The 18,960-nt window shown below is 66.1% G+C and carries 16 protein-coding genes; 15 read left to right on the forward strand and 1 reads right to left on the reverse strand.

Annotated elements, in window-relative coordinates; translation table 11 throughout:
• Positions 1–5 precede the first annotated feature (5 nt).
• The 13 genes from narI (at position 6) to NQK35_RS09465 (ending at position 14,485) form a co-directional block, all read left to right on the forward strand.
• Positions 6–779 carry a respiratory nitrate reductase subunit gamma gene (gene narI / locus NQK35_RS09405; protein ID WP_257114003.1) on the forward strand — a complete coding sequence of 258 codons (774 nt, stop codon included), beginning with the start codon at positions 6–8 and terminating at the stop codon, positions 777–779.
• 288 nt (positions 780–1,067) lie between these two features.
• Positions 1,068–2,063: a MoaD/ThiS family protein gene (locus tag NQK35_RS09410; RefSeq protein ID WP_257114004.1), complete on the forward strand. Its 996-nt coding sequence runs from the start codon at positions 1,068–1,070 to the stop codon at positions 2,061–2,063.
• A gap of 101 nt (positions 2,064–2,164) precedes the next feature.
• Positions 2,165–2,584 (forward strand): molybdenum cofactor biosynthesis protein MoaE, encoded by a 420-nt coding sequence (locus NQK35_RS09415; RefSeq protein ID WP_009212620.1) that lies wholly within the window; start codon positions 2,165–2,167, stop codon positions 2,582–2,584.
• A 1-nt stretch (position 2,585) separates the two neighbouring features.
• Entirely contained in the window at positions 2,586–3,410 is an 825-nt protein-coding gene (locus tag NQK35_RS09420; RefSeq protein WP_257114005.1) for a HesA/MoeB/ThiF family protein, read from the forward strand.
• A gap of 2 nt (positions 3,411–3,412) precedes the next feature.
• A complete protein-coding gene (mobA, locus tag NQK35_RS09425; protein WP_257114006.1) occupies positions 3,413–4,108 on the forward strand; it encodes a molybdenum cofactor guanylyltransferase in 696 nt (231 codons plus the stop codon).
• Between the two features lie 87 nt (positions 4,109–4,195).
• Complete coding sequence (locus NQK35_RS09430; protein WP_257114007.1) at positions 4,196–4,735, forward strand: hypothetical protein; 540 nt, start codon at positions 4,196–4,198, stop codon at positions 4,733–4,735.
• 49 nt (positions 4,736–4,784) lie between these two features.
• Complete coding sequence (locus NQK35_RS09435) at positions 4,785–5,303, forward strand: hypothetical protein (protein WP_257114008.1); 519 nt, start codon at positions 4,785–4,787, stop codon at positions 5,301–5,303.
• Positions 5,304–5,344: 41 nt separating this feature from the next.
• Positions 5,345–6,901, forward strand: coding sequence for a hypothetical protein (locus NQK35_RS09440; protein WP_257114009.1), 1,557 nt, complete (start codon positions 5,345–5,347; stop codon positions 6,899–6,901).
• A complete protein-coding gene (locus NQK35_RS09445; protein WP_257114010.1) occupies positions 6,895–8,130 on the forward strand; it encodes a S8 family peptidase in 1,236 nt (411 codons plus the stop codon). The genes NQK35_RS09440 and NQK35_RS09445 overlap by 7 nt, the downstream gene beginning before the upstream one ends.
• A gap of 2 nt (positions 8,131–8,132) precedes the next feature.
• The gene (locus NQK35_RS09450) at positions 8,133–9,362 is read left to right on the forward strand and encodes a S8 family peptidase (RefSeq protein ID WP_257114800.1); all 1,230 of its coding nucleotides are present in this window, start codon (positions 8,133–8,135) and stop codon (positions 9,360–9,362) included.
• A gap of 138 nt (positions 9,363–9,500) precedes the next feature.
• The gene (locus NQK35_RS09455; RefSeq protein WP_257114011.1) at positions 9,501–11,552 is read left to right on the forward strand and encodes an MBL fold metallo-hydrolase; all 2,052 of its coding nucleotides are present in this window, start codon (positions 9,501–9,503) and stop codon (positions 11,550–11,552) included.
• A gap of 195 nt (positions 11,553–11,747) precedes the next feature.
• On the forward strand, positions 11,748–13,064 hold the full coding sequence (locus NQK35_RS09460) for an AAA family ATPase (RefSeq protein WP_257114802.1): 1,317 nt from the start codon (positions 11,748–11,750) through the stop codon (positions 13,062–13,064).
• Between the two features lie 320 nt (positions 13,065–13,384).
• Entirely contained in the window at positions 13,385–14,485 is a 1,101-nt protein-coding gene (locus NQK35_RS09465) for an MBL fold metallo-hydrolase (RefSeq protein WP_257114012.1), read from the forward strand.
• A 12-nt stretch (positions 14,486–14,497) separates the two neighbouring features.
• On the opposite strand, the gene NQK35_RS09470 is transcribed toward NQK35_RS09465, so the two are convergent.
• Positions 14,498–15,010: a molybdopterin-binding protein gene (locus tag NQK35_RS09470; protein ID WP_257114013.1), complete on the reverse strand. Its 513-nt coding sequence runs from the start codon at positions 15,008–15,010 to the stop codon at positions 14,498–14,500.
• A gap of 348 nt (positions 15,011–15,358) precedes the next feature.
• Between NQK35_RS09470 and modA the strand changes: the two genes are divergently transcribed.
• A complete protein-coding gene (gene modA / locus NQK35_RS09475; RefSeq protein ID WP_257114014.1) occupies positions 15,359–16,156 on the forward strand; it encodes a molybdate ABC transporter substrate-binding protein in 798 nt (265 codons plus the stop codon).
• A gap of 9 nt (positions 16,157–16,165) precedes the next feature.
• A complete protein-coding gene (locus tag NQK35_RS09480; protein WP_257114015.1) occupies positions 16,166–18,313 on the forward strand; it encodes an ABC transporter permease in 2,148 nt (715 codons plus the stop codon).
• The last annotated feature ends 647 nt before the right edge of the window (positions 18,314–18,960 follow it).

The raw sequence follows: 18,960 nt of genomic DNA on the forward strand, positions 1-18,960 counted from the left end.
CGTTCATGGAATCCGCACTGTTGCGCGCCTCTGCTTCGCAGACGCAGGCGCTGTCCTTCCTCGATATCGCCCTGTGGGTGGTCCTGCCCTACGTGGCCTTCGTGATCCTCATCGTGGGTCTCGCGTGGCGCTACAAGACCGACCAGTACGGGTGGACCTCTCGTTCCTCGCAGTGGAATGAGCCGACCATCTTGCGCTGGGCCTCGCCGATGTTCCACTTCGGCGTCCTCTTCGTCTTCCTGGGCCACCTGCTGGGCCTGGTGATCCCCAAGACGTGGACCGAGGCGGCGGGGGTCTCCCAGCACACCTACCACCTGGTGGCGACGATTCCCGGCACGATCGCGGGGCTCGTGACGATCATCGGCCTGGTTCTGCTGATCTACCGCCGCGTGGTGGTCAAGTCGGTGCGCGTGGCGACCACGCGCATGGACGTGGTCACCTACGTCATGCTCTCGATCCCGGTTGGCCTGGGCGCGGTGGCGACGATCGTGAACCAGGTGCTCGGCGGGCACGAGGGCTACGACTATCGCGAGACGATCTCGGTGTGGTTCCGCTCGATCTTCTACCTGCACCCGCAGGCTCACCTGATGGCGGACGTGCCGCTGACCTTCAAGCTGCACATCGTGGCGGGCCTCCTGCTCTTCTGCGTGTGGCCCTTCACCCGCCTCGTGCACGTGGTGAGCGCCCCCGTCGGCTACGTCGCGCGCCCCCCGGTGATCTACCGGTCGCGCGACTCCCGCCGCGAGCATGAGCTGACGCGCGGAGGCATGTCGGACTGATCGGTGGCCGGTGGCCTCGGCCCGCGAGGCGCCGACCGAGATGCCGCGTGGCGGGGGCGGGCGCATGCTCGCCCCCGCATTTTTTCCAGACGCGCATCCTGACCTGCGCGCGCGTGGTGGCGCGACCCGCGTAATGGTGTTTCCTTCTGGTTTTGGCCGTGCGAAAAGCCGCCCGTCCGGCCTAGAATAAAAGCGCGATTTGTCAGTAACGTAATACCGCTACAGTCGTGCGGGACGATGCCGTCAGGCGCGTTACCGGCGATTATGAGGGAGAAGAGAGGAGAGGCGATGAGTGACGCCTCCCGTTCTCGGCCGCTGGCCGAAACACTCGCCGCGATGGCTACCCTGACCCCGGCACAGCACGCCCTGCTCGAGCGTATTTCCTACCACACCGCCCCGGTGACCGTGGCCGAGCTGGCCCAGGAGGCCGGCCTGCACGTCTCCAGCGTGCGAGAGACCCTCGAGGGGCTCTACGGCCTCAGGCTGGTAGACAAGCAGCAGCTGCCCTCGTCGGGGCGAGGTCGCCCCGCCCTCGGCTACTCGACGACGACCCCGGCGGACCCCTCTTTCGCCGCCCAGATGCTCCACCAGCTCACGTCTTCGCTGCTCGCGTGGCTGCGGGTGGACGCGTCGGACCCGGCGGCGTCGGTGCGCGAGATCGGGTCGCGGTGGGCGGACGCCGCCCTGGAGGCGATGGCGGTCCCCGACCATCATCACGCGGTGTCGCGGCGCGGCGTGCGCGACTCCTTCAACATCGCGGGGCACCTGGGCAAGGTGCGCCTGTTCATGAACGCGATGGGTTTTGCCTCGGTCCCGCACGAGAGCGATCCCCTGGCGGTCGTGCTGACGGCCTGCCCCTTCACCGAGCCGGGCGCGCCCGACGACCTGGCGCTGGAGCTGCGCCGGGGCATCGTCGAACGGGTGTTTGAGCGGACGGCGACGGGATTGGCCTCGTGGTCGCTGGAGACCGACCCCGTGGAGCCGCTGCGTCTGACGGTGTTCATCCGCCCCGTTCAGGAGGCTCATCCAAAGCCGCTGTCGACGACTCTGCACTTCTTCGGCGGGGCGGCCGAGGCGGCGGGCGGCTACGTGCGCGAGATCCCGTCGGCGCAGACGCCGGGCACGCTCGGCGAGCTGATCGCGCAGCTCGGGGACGACAATCCGGCGCTGGCCCGGATCCTGGACGTGTCGAGCTTCCTCGTCAATGAACGTTCGGCGGGCCCGGAGACCGAGCTGGTCCCGGGGGCGCGCGTCGACGTGTTGCCCCCGTTTGCGGGCGGGTGAGAGCTTGTAGTCAGTTTGCGCTCGTCGGTCAGGGTTTCGTGAAACTCCCGGCCGCTTCATCGTAGGATGAGGGAAAGCCTCGCCCGTCCTTGGAGGATCCCATGTCAGCTCAGATTGCAACCGGCATCACCGACGACCCCCTGGACTCCGGCGCGCTGATCGATAGCGCTCGCCTGGGTACGTGCGGTGCGGTCGCCTCCTTCATCGGTGTGGTGCGCAACCACGACGGGGGAGAGGCCGTGGAGGCCATCGAGTATTCGTGCCACCCGTCGGCTCGTCAGATTCTGCGCGAGATCGTCTCGGAGAAGAGTGACCGCCCCGGCGTGCATCGCATCGTCGCCTGGCACCGCGTGGGCCATCTGGGGATCGGCGAGGACGCGATGGTCGTCGCCGTGGCCGCGGAGCACCGCGCCCAGGCGTTCCGTGCGGTTGAGGCGATTGTTGAGGACGTGAAGGCGAAGCTTCCGGTGTGGAAGAAGCAGGAGCTGACGGACGGCTCGCACAGCTGGTCGGGGCTGTGAGATGACGATCGGTGACCCCTATTCGCGTGACGGCGCGGTGCGAGGGCGCGCCGTCGCGCTGCCCCTGCTCACCCAGCCCGTGCCATTCGAGGCCGGGGATCCCGCGTTGGAGCGCTATCGCCGCAATTGGCTGGTGTCGGGCCTGGGCGAGGCCGGGCAGGCCCGCCTGGCGGCCTCTCGCGTGCTCGTGGTGGGCGCCGGGGGCCTCGGCTCTCCGGTTCTCCTCTACCTGACTGCGGCGGGCGTTGGAACGATCGGCATCTGCGATTCCGACGTGGTGGAGGTGTCGAACCTGCAGCGTCAGCTGTTGCACGGCGAGGCGGACGTGGGGGTGGCGAAGCCGGATTCGGCGGTCCGCCACCTGAGCGCGCTCAACTCGTCGGTGCGTTTCGAGCGCTTCGGGCACGTGACCCGGGAGTGGTTGGAGGAGCACGGGCGCGAATGGGACCTGATCGTCGAGTGTACGGATAGCTTCGACGCGAAGTATCTCGTGGCCGACTACTGCGCGCAGTCCGGGGTTCCCCTCGTGTGGGGGACGGTCGTGTCGATGCAGCTGCAGGTGAGTGTCTTCTGGTCCCACGCCCCCGCCCCCGTGCCGCGCCTGACGCTGCGGAGCCTGCACCCGGTGCAGCCGGCGCCCGGAACGACGCCCTCCTCGCCCGAGGTGGGCGTGCTGGGGCCGGTCGTGGGCCAGGCGGGCACGGCGATGACGACGGAGGCCATCAAGGTGCTGGCGGGCTTCGGCGAGCCCCTCATCGGCCGGGTGCTGACGGTGGACGCCGCCACGCAACGCGCGGACGTGCTGACCTTCGCCCCGTGGGAGTAGGCGTGGCGGGGTCGAGCGCGGCGGGCCGTGGGGCGCGCCCGGATGTCGCCGCGATCGTCGTGGGCGGCGGGGGAGGGCAGAGGCTGGGGGGAGTCTCGAAGCCGGATCTTGTCCTCGGGGGAGTGCGCCTCATCGACCGCGTGTGCGCGGCGTTGACGGGGGCGTGCGGCGCTGGGTGCGTGGCGGTCGTGCCGCCCGCGGTGCGCGTCCCGGATGGGGTCGCACGAACGCTTGAGGATCCGCCGGGCGGCGGGCCTCTGGCGGGGATCGACGCCGGACTGTCGGCGCTTCACCTCGGCGAGGGCGGACTCGCCGTCGTGGTGTCGGTCGATGCGCCGGGTGTGGGCGAGTTCGTGCCGCTCCTGCTGGCCGAGCCCCTGGGCGAGGCGGCGGATGGGCGCATCGTTCGGGGCGGTGAGCCCGAGCCCTTCGACCAGTACCTAATGGGCGTCTACCGGGTGGCTTCGCTGCGCCGCGCCATCGACGAGGCCGTGGCTGCTCTCGGGTCGGTCCGGGGCGTGGGCGTGCGCCGGGTGCTTCGTTCCCTGGCGTTGGAGCGGGTGGAGGTCGATGCTCTGGCCTGCCGGGACGTCGATACTCCCGAGGACCTCGTATGGTGGGAGGCTCGTCTCACGCGCGCGTTGCCGCGCGAGAATGCGGATTATGATGGCAGGAGCGGGCGAGCCGCCGAGGCGTGATCACCCGGTGAAAATTCACAAGTGAAGATGCGAGACGAAGGGCCGTATCTTTCGTATGATTGACCAGTCTGAAAGTAGGAGTTGAGGATGTCTTCTCGTGTGTCGCGTCGCGTGTTGGCGGCGGTTTCGTCGGTGGCTTGTGGTGTTGTGTTGCTCGCGGGGTGCGTGCCGGGCCTTGGTGGGGGCAGCGCTGCTGACATCAGTGGGCTGAAGAATATTCCGGAGGGTCAGAAGCGGGAGCTGGTGAGCCAGTTTAACGCGGCGTCGGGCGCGGACAAGCAGAAGATTGCGGCGAAGGCTCAGGCGTTGAGCGCGATGGTGGGCGCTCAGTTGGTGGGTGCGGATCCGTCTGATATTTCGGGGCAGAAGTTCAAGCTGGATGGGCAGAACAAGGTTGCCGTGAACAAGGATGACATGGTCTACAAGATGATGTCGGCCACGGATTATTGGCGGTTGGGGCAGGATACGTACGACCTGTGTGTGGAGCAGGATTGTGAGTATTACTCGTCGTGGACGGTGGACGTGGAGGGTAGTAGCTCCGATGTGACGTATGTGTGGACGTTGAAGATTGAGGGGCCGGATCAGCCCGCTCAGCCGTTGGTGCGGCGTTTTAAGGTGTCGAAGTAGTCGCGGCGCGGTGCGCCGAACAACCCATCACGAGAGCAAGGAGAACACAATGCCAGGCGAAGACGGGCAGGGGTACCAAGAGGATCCCCAGCAGCGGGCAGCACAGGAGGTGACGGCGAGCCAGGAGGCAGTCGACACGTCCTCGAAGGCCTCCTACTCCCTCAGCTCGGCCCAGACGTCAAGCGCGTGGGGGAGCGAGGCCGGACCCGAGGCCCTTGGGCGTAAGGCGAGCGAGATGTTCAACGGCATCTCCGACGTCCTGTCGAAGGAGAACGCGCTGATCGCCGAGTTCGAGACGAAGATGCGGCAGGCGATGACGGCGATCAAGGAAACGGAGGCCGACAACGAACGGTCCTTCCAGACCGTGAACGGGACCCTCCAGGACCTTGCGGGTTCCGAGCAGGCGCAAGCCCTCGCGTCGTCCATGGAGAAGGCGGGCTTCAAGCCCAAGGAGCAGCCGCCGGCCAGTTCCTCGCAGGCTCCGGCTGCATCCGGCTCCCCGGCTACCGGTGGAGCGGCTACACCTCCCCCGAACGTGCCGACTCAGGGACAACAATCGCCGATCTAAGCTGAATGACACCTTAGGAAATAAGAAAGGAGTGTTGACGCATGGTTTCGTCACCGAACTACGAGAGACTCAAGACGTTCATGGAGGCGGCCCGCACCAACCGCGGGCTCGATGCGTGGGACCCCGACCACAAGAAGACGCTGGAGGGCTTCCAGGAGGCCATCGACCGCCTGAAGGCCTACCGTGACAGCCACGGCTTCTCGGGCAAGACCGGGGACGCGATGAACCAGTGGGTCGATCGCTCGATCAGCCGCATCGAGGCCTACCGAGCGAAGTACCAGCGGGGATACACCGCCTACGAGGCCGGCCGGAAGTCCATGGAGATGGCCCTGAAGGAGGCCGAGACGATTTCCCCCGACCTCCTGGACTCCAAGACCGCCGCGATGCGCGGCCTTCCGATCGTGGCTGTTCCTTCCGATCAACCGGGCGGCGGCTTCACCGTTCCGCTTGTCAACACGCGCTTGACGACCGGGGCTGCCTACGTCGACGCGGTCGAGGCGCAGGCCAACGCCCAGCGCGAGGCCGCTTCCCAGAGGATTCTCGATATGGTGAACGGCAAGACCAAGGCGTATAGCTCTCGCGTGGACACTCCGGTCGATGCCACTAATCCCTACGAGGGTAATCAAGAAGCTCCGGGTACGAATGGCCCTTCTTCTGGCTCAAACAACGATCCCTGGGATTATTCTCCCAACAACGGCTTCGGTCGAGGCGGTGGGCGTGATCCGCGCTCGGGTGCGTATCCGGGTGGGTTTGATCAGCCGTGGTTGAGTGAGGCTGATGCTGCTGCTGCGCGTAACCGCACGATTGCGTCGGGGGCGCTACCGACTCAGGAGCCTGCGTATGGTGAGGTGGGGTCTCGGACGAATCCGATTACGGATCCTCAGGATTTGATGGGGACGGATCTGTTGCATACGCGGGTCAATGGCACGGCGTATCGTAACGGTGTGGTGGGTGGTCACACGCCTGCTCCGCCAGCTGATGCGGATCACCCGCTGTGGCGCCTCAACGGCGGCGGCGCGGCCTCGGATTCTTCTGTGGCCGGTCGCCTGGGCGGCGCGGGCGTGCTGGGTGCGGCCGGCCTGGGCCTGCGTGGCGCGGCCCGCATGGGGTCGGGTTCCCTGGGTGCTGGCGGCTTGGGTGCTGCCGGGCTCCGTGGCATCAGTGGTAGTACGGGCGCCGGTGGCGCGGGTGCTGCTGGTTTGAAGGTTGGCTCGTATTCGGGGTCGGGTTTTGGCTCCTATAAGCCGCCTGCTGGTGTTGCTGGTGCTAATGGTGTGGCTGGTTCTGGTGCTGCTGGGTCTTCTGGTGTGACTGGGACGACGGGTGCTGGTGGCGCGGGTGGCGCCGCGGGTGCTGCTGGTCGTGGTGGCGCTGGTGCTGGTGGCTTCATGGGTGGCGGTGCTGGCGCTGGTGCGGGTGCTGGTAAGCAGGATAAGAAGTCGCGTCGGCGTAAGTATGTGGCGTTTAGGTTTGAGGATGAGGATGAGGATGGTCTGCCTGCGGGTTATGTGAATCCGATGTCTCAGACGTATGGGTCGGATAAGGATATTGCTCCGGCCAAGCGCGCTGATGATGGTTGGGATCCTCGCCAATGGTGACCCTGAACCATGTGGACCTGAATCATGGTGGTGTGCCCCGCCTGCCTCGCGTGTGTGTGGGGTGGGCGGGGCGCGCCGCGCGCGCCCTGACCACTGTGTTGTCGGCGTCCGTGTTGGCTGCTGGTGCCCTGGCCCTGACGCCTGCTCCTGCGCGTGCGGAGGACGTGATCACGACGCAGGAGTACTTCTCCTACTACCACCTCGATACTGCTCGGGCGAAGGGTTACACGGGTAAGGGCGTCACCATCGCCCTCATCGACAGTCCCGTAGACACCAACGCCCCCGAACTCAAGGGCGCCAACGTCACGGACAAGAGCCGCTGCACCATCGAAGCGGCTCCCTCAAGTAAGACCCATGGCACGGCTATGGCGTCTCTCTTGGTGGCTCGTGATTATGGTGTCGCACCCGACGCGGCCCTGCTCACCTACCAGAGTACGACGAAGGATGATGTGTCAGACGGTACGTGTGAGAACATTGAGGGTGTTCGCCATAACTCGATCTCGCACCTCATCAATCAGGCCATTGATGACGGTGCTCAGATTGTCTCCTTCTCTCAGGGCTCGGCAGCTACTGGTGATGACATCAAGTGGGCGGTTGCTCGTGCCATGAGTAAAGGGGTTATCGTCCTCAACTCTGCGGGCAACACCACTTCGGATAACAACGAGGGTCAGCTCAGCCGGTGGTCTGGTGTTGTGGGTGTTGCCGCGATCACGCCGGATGGTCAGCGTGCGGATTATTCCTCGTGGGGCAACGGCGTGACTACCGCGGCGGTTGGTGGTCCCGTTACAGTGCGTGACTATGGTACCGGTGGGCTCAGGCCAATGAATGGTACGTCGGTTGCAACGCCGTTGGCCGCTGGGATGTTGGCGTTGGCGCGTCAGAAGTGGCCGGATGCTACTGCGAATCAGTTGTTGCAGGTTGTGACTAAGACGGGGCTTAATCCGAATCATGAGTGGAATCAGTACACGGGTTATGGGGCAGTTGACCTCGGTGCGTTGGTGAATACGGATCCTTCGCAGTATCCGGATGAGAATCCTCTGGCTCAGAAGGAGGGTGGGTCTTCTCCGACGGTGCAGGAGGTTCAGGACTATGCCGATGGTGTGGTGGAGCCTAACCCCGATACCTTGGATCGGTCCTACGTGTATCGCGGTATTGATGAGGTAGCCGCCTCGATGGACGACATTGGTCCCGTTCATTTGGGGACGAGTCCGCGGTATCACCGCAAGTGATGATGGCGCGGAAGATTCCCGGAGCGTGCGCGTCCCGTGTGCCTCGCGTTTGTGTGGGGTGGGCGGGGCGCGCCGCGCGCGCCCTGACCACGCTCGTTTCCGCGTCCGTGTTGGCTGTGGGTGCTCTTGCCGTGGTGCCCGCCCCCGCGCGGGCCGATGACGTGATCACGACGCAGGAGTACTTCTCCTACTACCACCTGGATACTGCCCGGGCGAAGGGGTACACGGGTAAGGGCGTGACGATTGCCCTGATCGATGGGCCCGTTGAGCTTTCTGACCCTGAGTTGGCGGGTGCGAACATCACCGACAAGAGCCGCTGCACAATTGACGCAACGATTGAGAGCCGTTATCACGGCAGTGAGATGGCGGCTATTCTTGCCTCTCAGGCGTATGGTGTTGCCCCGGAGGCTACGATCTATTCTTATCAGAATGCATCGCCCGAGGACACTGCGTCAGGATCGTGTCTTCAGGGCACCAAGCAGCTTCATAGTGTTGCTAGTTTGATTAACAGTGCTATCGATGATGGTGCTCAGATCATTTCTGCGTCGTTTGGGAGTAGTGACACCAGTGACGAGCTGAAGTGGGCTGTCGCTCGCGCTATGGGCGAGGGTGTCATCATCGTCAACTCGGCGGGTAACACCGGTGCCGATAACAACAGCAGTCAGCTGAGTCAGTGGTCGGGGGTCGTGGGTGTTTCGGCAATCACGACTTCCGGGGAACGGGCTGACTACTCCTCATGGGGTAACGGTGTGACGACGGCTGCTGTTGGTGGTCCGCTCAAGGTACGGGACTTCGATACTGGAAAGACAGCTGTCACCAGAGGCACGTCGAATTCGGCGGCGATTGTTTCTGGGATGTTGGCGTTGGCTCGGCAGAAGTGGCCGGATGCTACGGCCAATCAGCTGTTGCAGGTGTTGACGCAGACCGCGCTGAATCCGAATCATGAGTGGAATCAGTACACCGGGTATGGCCCGATTGATGGGGGTGCGTTGGTGAATACTGATCCGTCGCAGTATCCGGATGAGAATCCTTTGGCTCAGAAGGAGGGGGGTTCTCAGCCGACTGCTCAGGATGTTCAGGATTATGGTGATGGGTTGGTCTCACCGATCGAGGTTACCGCCGACTCCTCCTATGTCTACCGTGGCACTAACGAGTCGTTCTTGGCCCCTGGCGACCTCGGTGGTACGAACCCGGTTCACCTGGGAACCAGTCCGAGGTACCACCGCAAGTGACCATGGCCCGCGGCGCCCCGGGGCGCCGCGGGCCATGTCTGGTGGGAGCGCGATCTCACGCAGAGACTTGTAGACGGCCTGCAACGGGTGTAGATTTACTTAAAAAGCACTGGTGATCTATCCCATCAAGGTCTTCGCATGAATGCTCCTCACCGCGGACTGTGGCAGCGCCTCGGCGCCGCCGCCCTGTCCGGACTCATCATTACTGCCCTCGCCCCCAGCGCCCTCGCCGCCCCCGCAGGAGAACGCGCAACCCACGGCGACATGGAACCCAGCGCCGTCGCCGACTCGCAACCGGAGAGCGGTACGGGTGCGCAGGAAGAAACCGACAACACGGGCAGCGACAAGTCGGAACCCACAGGAACGGGCGCGCTCCCCGAGGCCTCGCCCGAGACGCAGGACGAACTCAACGCCACTGTCTACGAATTCCCCGGAACGGAAGGCCCCACCCGGATCCACGTCCTCACGATCGGCTCCGCCGACGCCATCATGCTGGAATCGCGCGGCGTCTTCGCCATGGTCGACAGCGCCGAAGGAATCGGCGCCCCCGACGGAAGCGACCCGCGCTACCCCCTGCGCGAAGGAATCGTCCCCGCCAACGTCGGAGACACCAACCGGGTCCTGCGATACATGATCGACCACGGGGTAACCTCCTCGAACCTGGCGTTCTACCTGGGCACCCACGCCCACTCCGACCACATCGACAACGCCGACGACATCATCAGGCGCTTCCGCCCCAAGGTCATCTTCACCCCCGAATACTCCGACCGCTGGATCACCAACCCCAACGGCCTCTGGGACAACCAGTGGGTCTACGACAACATGGTCGAGGCCGCCCACTGGGCCGAAGCAACCTACGGCGCCCAATTCGTCCAGCACGTCGACGGCTACAACACGCACGTCACGCTCGGCGACATGGACGTGCAGCTGATCCCCTTCGACCCCGAAGAAAAGTACAAGGTCAGGGGAACAACCGACGCCAACCTCATGGGATGGGGAGCGAAAGTCACCGCCTTCGGACGCACCGCCTTCCTGGCCGCCGACCTCATGGACACCGAGGCCGACTGGGTCACGCACAACGGCTACGAGGCGCGCGTCGCGCGAGCCGTCGGAAAGGTCGACGTGCTCAAGGCCGGACACCACGGCCTGCGAAGCTCAAACTTCGCCCCCTTCATGGAGGCGCTGGACCCGTCCATGATCATCCAAACCGGCACCGAAGCCTATGCCGCCGACAGCCTCACCACCAGCGTCATCCACGGCCAGGCCACCTGGGCGCCCGCCGCCGAGCTATGGGACAACGGAAAAATCCCCTCCGTGATCGCAACCTTCACCTCCTCCGGGATCTCCTACAACGACCTGACGAAGGCCTCGTGGGGACACGAATACGACGCGGAACAACCGCGAGCCTGGTGGTTCCAGGCGGGGCGCCCCGCGCCGACAACCGGATGGTGGCAAGGACGCAGCGGCAGCTGGTACTACTTCGCGGGCAAACCCTCCGCCGAAGCCTCCACGTGGGTCAGCGACAACGGCCAGTGGTACTGGATGGGCGCCACCGGAGCCATGGCCTCCTCCGAATGGATCTCGGACGGAAACGGCCTCTACTACATCGACTCGGCCGGACACCCCTCCTCCGCGAGCGGATGGACCCAGAACGACGGCGCCTGGTACTACCTGCGTGACGGCCGCGCACACACCGGGTGGCTCAACGACCGGGGAACCTGGTACCTCCTCGACCCCGCGAGCGGCCAAATGGTTACCGGCTGGGGCCAAGTCGACGGCTCCTGGTACCACATGGACTCCTCCGGCCACATGACCACCGGCTGGATCAACGACGGCGGCGCGTGGTACTACCTGCGAGGCAGCGGACAGATGGCCACCGGATGGCTGGCCAACGGAGGCTCCTGGTACTACCTGGGCGCGTCGGGCGCAATGCGCACCGGCTGGTTCCAGGACGCCGGCTCCTGGTACTACGCCGACCCCTCCGGCGCCATGGTCACCGGGTGGCTGGCCAGCGGAGGCTCCTGGTACTACCTCGGGGCCTCCGGCGCCATGGTCACCGGGTGGCTCCCCAGCGCGGGCTCCTGGTACTACCTGAGCGAGGACGGAAGCATGGTGACCGGACGGGTCCTCATCGCAGGCCGATACTCGGACTTCTCCGCGTCGGGCAGCTGGCTCGGCTACACCCCCTGACGCCTCGGCAACTTCCTCACACAAGCGCCGCCCACCGCGAATCAACGCAGGTGGGCGGCGCCTACGTTGGGTGCTGTTTCGTGGGCCGGTAGGTTGAACGGAGGGCTCTGAGGTCCTGTCATGACGTAGGACACCTAGATTCCATTCCTGAAAAGATGTAGAATTTTTACAAATAAACGGGAAAGTGGGAGAGTGATGCTGCGAGTCCTTCATCTCGACAACTGGAAGTCCTTTTCGGAGCCGGTCGACTTCACGATGATTGCGGGCAAGGAGACTCGCCACGGCGAGACGCTCTACCTGGGTAGCAAGAACCGTGTGCTTCCCGTTGCCGCGATCTACGGCGCGAATGCGGCGGGAAAATCCACTCTCCTCGACGCGCTCGCTCACCTGCAGGCCATGCTGCGCGAGCCGCGCAAGCGCGGGCAGCGCCTGCACTATCACCCACACCTTCTCTTCGGTGCCGACAAGCCCAGCGTCATCGGCGCCGAGATCGTTCTCGACGTCCAGGATGCGACATCGAATAGAAAGGCCATCGTCTACTACGAGGTGGCGTTCAACGCGGAACACGTCGTTGAGGAGTCTCTGTATCGCGTGCGCTCGGAAGACGAGCAGGCCGTCTTTGAACGCCACGGCCAGGAGATCTCTCTCTACGGCGATCTAGAAGACGACGTGGCGCTCGACGCCGTGTCGAAGACCGTTCAACCAAATCGTCTCTTCCTCGAAACCTGCTTCAACGCGGGACTCATTGACGATGAGCAAAGGCTACTCGGATCCGTGATCGCGTGGTTCCAACGTCTGACGATTGTTGGACGCGGATCGCGTTATATCCTCATGCCGCAGCAAATCGCGCATGACGAGGACTTTCGTGCCGCAGTCGGGAAGGGGCTCACAGTCGCCGACACCGGTATTTCCGACATCTGCTTCACCGTTGTGCCTCGAGCCAAGGTACCCGCGGAAGACAAAGTCCTAGATGAGGTCGAGAGCCAGCTCACCGACAACAGGTCCGAGGTGTACCTGAATGCGGAAAACGGAGCCGTCTTTCGCGCTCGGCTGGGCGCGGAGGGAGATGTTGTATACGAGCGCTTCGTAACCGTACACACGGGCGGAGGCAATGAGTTCCGTCTTCCTCTCGAACAGGAATCTGACGGGAGCATCCGTTATCTGCATCTGCTCCCCATCCTGTATTGGGCGGGAACAAAACAGCGGTCGGGGGTGTACCTGATTGATGAACTTGAAGACTCGCTCCATCCCAAGCTCACGGAGGAACTCATCCGGTTGTTCCTGGATGCGTCGGGGCCGGACGAGCAACGACAGCTCATCTTTACGACGCACGAGCTTCACCTCCTGCGTGTTGACCTTCTGCGGCGAGACGAGATTTGGCTGGTGGAGAAGAATGATCACCGGTCAGAACTCACGAGGCTCACGGACTTCCCTGCGTCCGACATCCGATCGGGCAGTGACCTGCAGCGGATGTACATGTCGGGCCGCCTCGGCGGCATACCGCGGCTGTAGGGGTTGTGATGGGTAAGAAACGACAAGCTCCAACGAGGAAAACTTTGCGTGGGTCCAGGGGGCGCTCTCATAGCAAACAGGTGAAGCCACTTGTCGTTCTTGCAGTTGAAGGGGCGACAGAGAAGAAGTACTTGAACTTGATCGCATGGCTCGACCAGGTTGTGCCGCGACGCTCCGAATAGGACGGCAGCTGGCTCGGCTACACCCCCTGACGCCTCGGCAACTTCCTCACGTAAGCGCGGCCCACCGCGAATCAACGCAGGTGGGCGGCGCTTGCCCGTTGTACCGTGAGAGGACCAATCCTGAGCGAAAGGCCACTCATGACGTTCCCTCGCGCCCGCCTCACAGCGGCCCTGACGATGACTGTCGCGACCGCCGTGGCCTCGTCCCTCGCTCTCGTCGGGACCGCCCGCGCCGACGATACTCAGTCCGCCGCCGAGCAGTCCATGGACTCCTGGACGCCGGGGAACACCCTTCCCCTGAGTAACTCCAAGTCGGTCGAGGCCTCGTCCGTGAGTGCCTCCACCCTGACCTTCCCCGCCGCGACCGACGAACAGACCAAGATCTTCATCCTGTCCTCCGACTCCTCGGACGCGATCCTCATCGAGAGCGGAGGCTGGTACGGAATCATTGACGGCGGCGAGGACGCCGACCTGCCCGACGGCTCCGACCCCCGCTACCCCGTGCGCACCGGCACGGCCGCCGCCGCCGGGTCCACGACCGAGTGGCTGATGCAATACCTTGACGACCAGGGACTCAACGACACCAACGTGGCCTTCTACCTGGGCACCCACGCCCACTCCGACCACATCGCCGCCGAGGTCGGCGAGGTCGACATGCTCAAAGCAGGCCACCACGGGGCGGAATCCTCCAACTCCGTCCCATTCATGGCCGCCCTGCACCCCGGCGCAATCATCCAGACGGGTGCCGCATCCCACAGCCCCGACCGCCTGTCCTTCCTGGTCCTCCACGGCGACACCAAGTGGTTTCCCATGGGCAACATCTGGGAATCATTGAACGTCCCGGCGCTCGTGTGCGTCTTCGCCGACGACGAGATCCAATACGACGGCGTCGCCCACGCGCAGTGGGGACACGAGTACGAGTCCGAGAACCCGCGCGCCTGGTGGTTCCGGGCGGGCCGCCCCGCCGCGACGACCGGCTGGTGGGACGGACCCTCTGGCAACCGCTACTACTTCGACGGCTCCGCGTCAGCCCTGGCCAACCAGTGGGCAGTCATCGACGGGGTCACCTACCACTTCGACGCGACCGGCGCGCTCGACGCCACCGCCTCCACCCTCACGGGTTCCGGCGTCGCAGGCTCCTTCGCCGCCAGCGCGTGGCGGTACGTCCTCCTCGGCGCGGCGCTCACCGCCCTCGCCGGAGCGGGCGTCGCGATCGCGGGGCGCATGGGCGGGAGCTGAGGCTGGCGCGACCTAGCGCGCCTCGTCCAGCTGGTGGAAGATCGCGCCCAGCAGGGGAGTGAGGACCTCGAGCGTGTCCAGCGCCCCACCGCGCGACCCCGGCGAGGAGACCACGAGAACCCCCGAGGAATCCCGGGCGGTCACGCCCACGACCCCGCGGGACAAGCCCGACAGAGGCGTGTGAGCCAGCCCGTGGGAGCGAATCTGCTCCGCGATACCGGGGATCTCCACCTCAACCACGTCGCGGACCGCCTCGGGGGCCTCGTTGCCCACCCCGAACCCCGAACCGCCCAGCACCAACACGAAGCGCGCCCCCGCCCCGATCGCCTCGCGGATCTGCGCTTCCAAGGCACCCCGGCTCTCCGGGACCACGGTCGACGACACCGAACCCAAGCCCGCGCGCTCCAGGGCCTGCGCGCATGCCGGAGTCGCCCGGTCCTCCTTCGTGCCGGCGTGAATGCGGCTCGAATACACGATGATGCGGGCGTCGATCCGGGAAAGATCGTAGGAGACGGGCTTGGGCATGATGTCCTCCGAGGAGCAGCGGGTGCTTTCACCGCCGATCCTAGTCCCTGAGACGGCGGCGGGCGGAGCCTGAGAGCGCCGATAGGAACCTGGCGCATTAAGTGCGTTGTGCGGCCGTGAAAAATAGTCTTTGGGTGCCGTGCCGCCGGGCTGCTCCGTCGGCGTGTGGGTCGGGTTGGGGGCCAATGGACGAAAAGAAAGGGGTGTAGGCACTTTTAATGGCCTTTCGCCTTCCTTGAGCTATCAAGGAAAAGTAACGAACTGGGCGCTGTTGGCCCGCGGCGTTGCGCGTGGAGAATCCCCTTGTTAGATTAAACTCGTCGCATCCCCACTCAAAAGGAGACTCGCGTGCGTTCCCTGCGCATCCTGCCCGTCCTCGGCGCCGCCGCCCTCGCCCTGGCCGCCTGCGCCGGCGGGACGAGCCCCGCGACCGACACCTCCTCGTCCGAGGCCACCGGGGCGCCCGCCAAGGAAACCGTCCTCAACGTCTACGCCGCCGCCTCGCTGACCGAAACCTTCGGCGAACTCGAGAAGACCTTCGAGGCGGCCAACCCCGGCGTCGACGTCCGCTTCAACTTCGCGGGTTCCCAGGACCTCGTCGCCCAGCTCGGTGAGGGAGCCGACGTGGACGTCCTGGCCACCGCCAACGAGTCGACCATGAAGAAGACCGCCGACGCCAACCAGGTCGATACCCAGACCGTCTTCGTCACCAACACCCTCACCCTCATCACCACGCCCGGCAACCCGGCGGGCGTGACCGGCCTGGACTCCTCCCTCGACGGCGTCAAGCTGGTCGTGTGCGCCCCCGAGGTCCCCTGCGGCAAGCTCACCAAGACCCTCACCGAAAAGCTGGGCGTCACCCTGAACCCCGTCTCCGAGGAACAGGCCGTCACCGACGTGCGCGGCAAGGTCTCCTCCGGCCAGGCCGACGCCGGAATCGTCTACAAGACGGACGCGCTGGCCGAAGGCGACGCCGTCGACACCGTGCCGATCCAGGGCGCCGACGAGGCCGTCAACAAGTACCCGATCGCGCTCGTGTCCGCCTCGGCCAACAAGGAACTCGGGCAGAAGTGGATCGACCTGGTCCTCTCCGCCGAGGGACAGGCGCTCCTCCAGCGCGCCGGCTTCACGCCCGCCGCGAAGTAGCATCGACGCGTGAGCGCGCGCCGCACCCCCGCCGTGAGCCCCCTTCCCATCTGGGCGGGGGGCCTCGGCGCGCTCGCCCTCCTCTTCCTGGCCCTGCCCCTCCTCTTCATCCTCGGGCGCGTCGACTGGGGCTCCCTGGGTTCCACGCTCTCCACCGATCAGGCGGCCTCCGCCCTGGCCCTCTCCCTGCGCACCTGCCTCCTTGCCCTCGGGGCCGACCTGATCCTCGGCGTGCCCGCCGCCCTCCTCCTGTCGCGCTCGTGGCGAGGCGTGCGCGCCGCCCGCATCCTCGTCGCACTGCCCCTCTCCCTCCCACCCGTCGTCGCCGGCATCGCGCTGCTCGCCGCCTTCGGCAGACGCTCCACGCTCGGCGCGCTCCTGAGCGGTGCCGGCCTCGACATCGCCTTCACGACGACCGCCGTCGTCATCGCCCAGGTCTTCGTGTCCCTTCCCTTCCTCATCGTCACCCTCGAATCCGCCCTCCGCGCCCGCGAGCCGGGGCTCGAGGAGATGGCCTCCTCCCTGGGCGCATCCCCCACGCGCGTCTTCTGGCAGATCACCCTCCCCACCGTCCTGCCCGGCCTCGGACGCGGCACCGCGCTGGCGCTGGCCCGATGCCTCGGAGAGTTCGGAGCCACCCTCACCTTCGCGGGGTCCATGCAGGGAGTCACCCGCACGATGCCCCTGCAGATCTACCTCGCCCGAGAATCCGACGCGGACCTCGCCCTCGCGCTCGGCGTCGTCCTGCTCGCCGTCGCGGTCCTCGTCGTCGCGCTCACCGAAACCCCCTGGGGACGCGCCGCCTCCCTCCTGCGCGCGGCCTCCCTTCTGCGCGCGGCGACGAGGCGGGCAGAGGACGACGGCGCCGAGGGACCGGACGATCGGGCGCCCTCTCGGGAGGCCCTCGCCCCCGATCGCGCACCGCGTGAGCAGGCACCCGCCTCCGGCGAGGAAGCCTCGGCCGCCGAGGACGCCCCGAGCGAACCCGTGCCCGTGCGCGTCGCCGGAACGATCGCCCAGCGCGGCTGGGAGGCGCAGGTCAGCCTGGAGGCGGGCGTCGTCACCGCCGTGGTCGGCCACAACGGCGCAGGAAAGTCTACCCTCGCCCAGGTCGTGGCCGGAACTCTGCGCCTCGACTCGGGATCCGCGCGGATCGGGGAGCGCGCCGTTGACGACGCCACCACCTTCGTGCCCGCGCGACGACGCGGCGTCGCCATGGTCTCCCAGGCGCCCCGCATCTTCACGCACATGAGCGTGGCTGCCAACGTCGCCTTCCCACTGCGGGTGCGCGGCGTCGGACGCGCCCAGGCCAGGGCCGCCGCCATCGATCAGCTGCGGGCCGTCGGCATCGCCGACCTCGCTCACAGGCGCGCGTCCGACCTCTCCGGGGGGCAGGCCGCCCGCGTCGCCATCGCCCGAGCCCTCGCCTTCCGGCCCGACGTGCTCATCCTCGACGAACCCACCGCCGCCCTCGACGTGGAGGCCACCGCCCAGGTCTCTGCCGTCCTACGTGAACGCCTGAGCCAATCGGGCATCACCACCCTCCTCGTCTCCCACGACATCACCGAGGTCCTGGCCCTGGCCTCGCACATGATCGTCATGGGGGACGGCCGCGTCGTCGAGGAAGGGGAACCCGCGCGCATCCTCGCCTCGCCCTCCTCGGTGTTCGCCGCGCGCCTCGCCGGCCTCAACATCGTCACCGGTTCCGTTGTTCAACGTCCGGGACTGGTCGGCGTGCGCGTCGGCGAGGGGATGCTGTGGGCTGCGGACGTTGCGCCCGAAGAAAGGGGAGCCGACGCTGCGGGTATCCCGGGCACCGCGCCCGGCGCGGTTACGAATGGTCGGGAAGGCTCCGGGTCCGCTGGGGGCGTTGGACTGGGTGAGCGCCTCGCCCTGATCTTTCCTCCCGAGGCCGTCGCCCTGGCACGCGAGGAGTCCCACGCCTCGCCCCGCAGCGTCCTGCCCGGTCGCGTCACCCGGATCGACATCGCTGGCTCCCTGGTCGGCGTCGGCATCGCGCTCGCGGAGGGGGTCTGCGTGACCGCCCGGATCACAGCCTCGGCGTGGGCCGAACTGGGCGCGGGCCTCGGCGACCCTCTCTGGGCCAGCGTCAAAGCGACCCAGGTGCGCGCGATCCGCATCGCGGCTCGTAGGTGACTCGGCGCGCCCGTCTGTTTGCTTGGGTTTCGGCGCAGATTGCGAGGCCGATGGTGCAGGCTTGCGGCATCTGGGCCCTCGAGGTGGTGGGGTTAACCCATCAATGCGCAGCTGGGCCCTGCTAGTGGAGCCTGGGTCACCGTGCCCAGCCGCCACTAGGTGGGTTAACGTGCGCGTAGGTGGGCCGAGGCCACCACCAGGTGGGTTAACGTGCGCCCCCCCCGGGGCACGCCCCCGGAGCGCGTCGCCGTTTGTTGGGCACCGTCGCAGATTGCGAGGATGCTGGCGTCGGCTTGCGGTGGCTTGTGGCGGTGGGGCCCTCGAGGTGGCAGGGTTAACCCATTGATGCGCAGCTGGGCCCTGCTAGTGGAGCCTGGGCCACTGTGCCCAGCCGCCACTAGGTGGGTTAACGTGCGCATAGGTGGGCCGAGGCCACCACCAGGTGGGTTAACGTGCGCATAGGTGGGCCGAGGCCGCCACTAGGTGGGTTAACGTGCGCCCCCCGGAGCGCGGCCCCGGAGCACGCCCCCCGGAGCACCCCCCGAAGTGCCGCCCACAACGCGCCCCGCTACCACCGGGTTGATTTTCGAAACGCTTCATATGTTGTAATTCCTGCTCGGTGCTCCTCACACCCTTTTTCCCGCCGA

It is taken from the genome of Schaalia odontolytica, from assembly GCF_024584435.1.
GTDB lineage: Bacteria > Actinomycetota > Actinomycetes > Actinomycetales > Actinomycetaceae > Pauljensenia.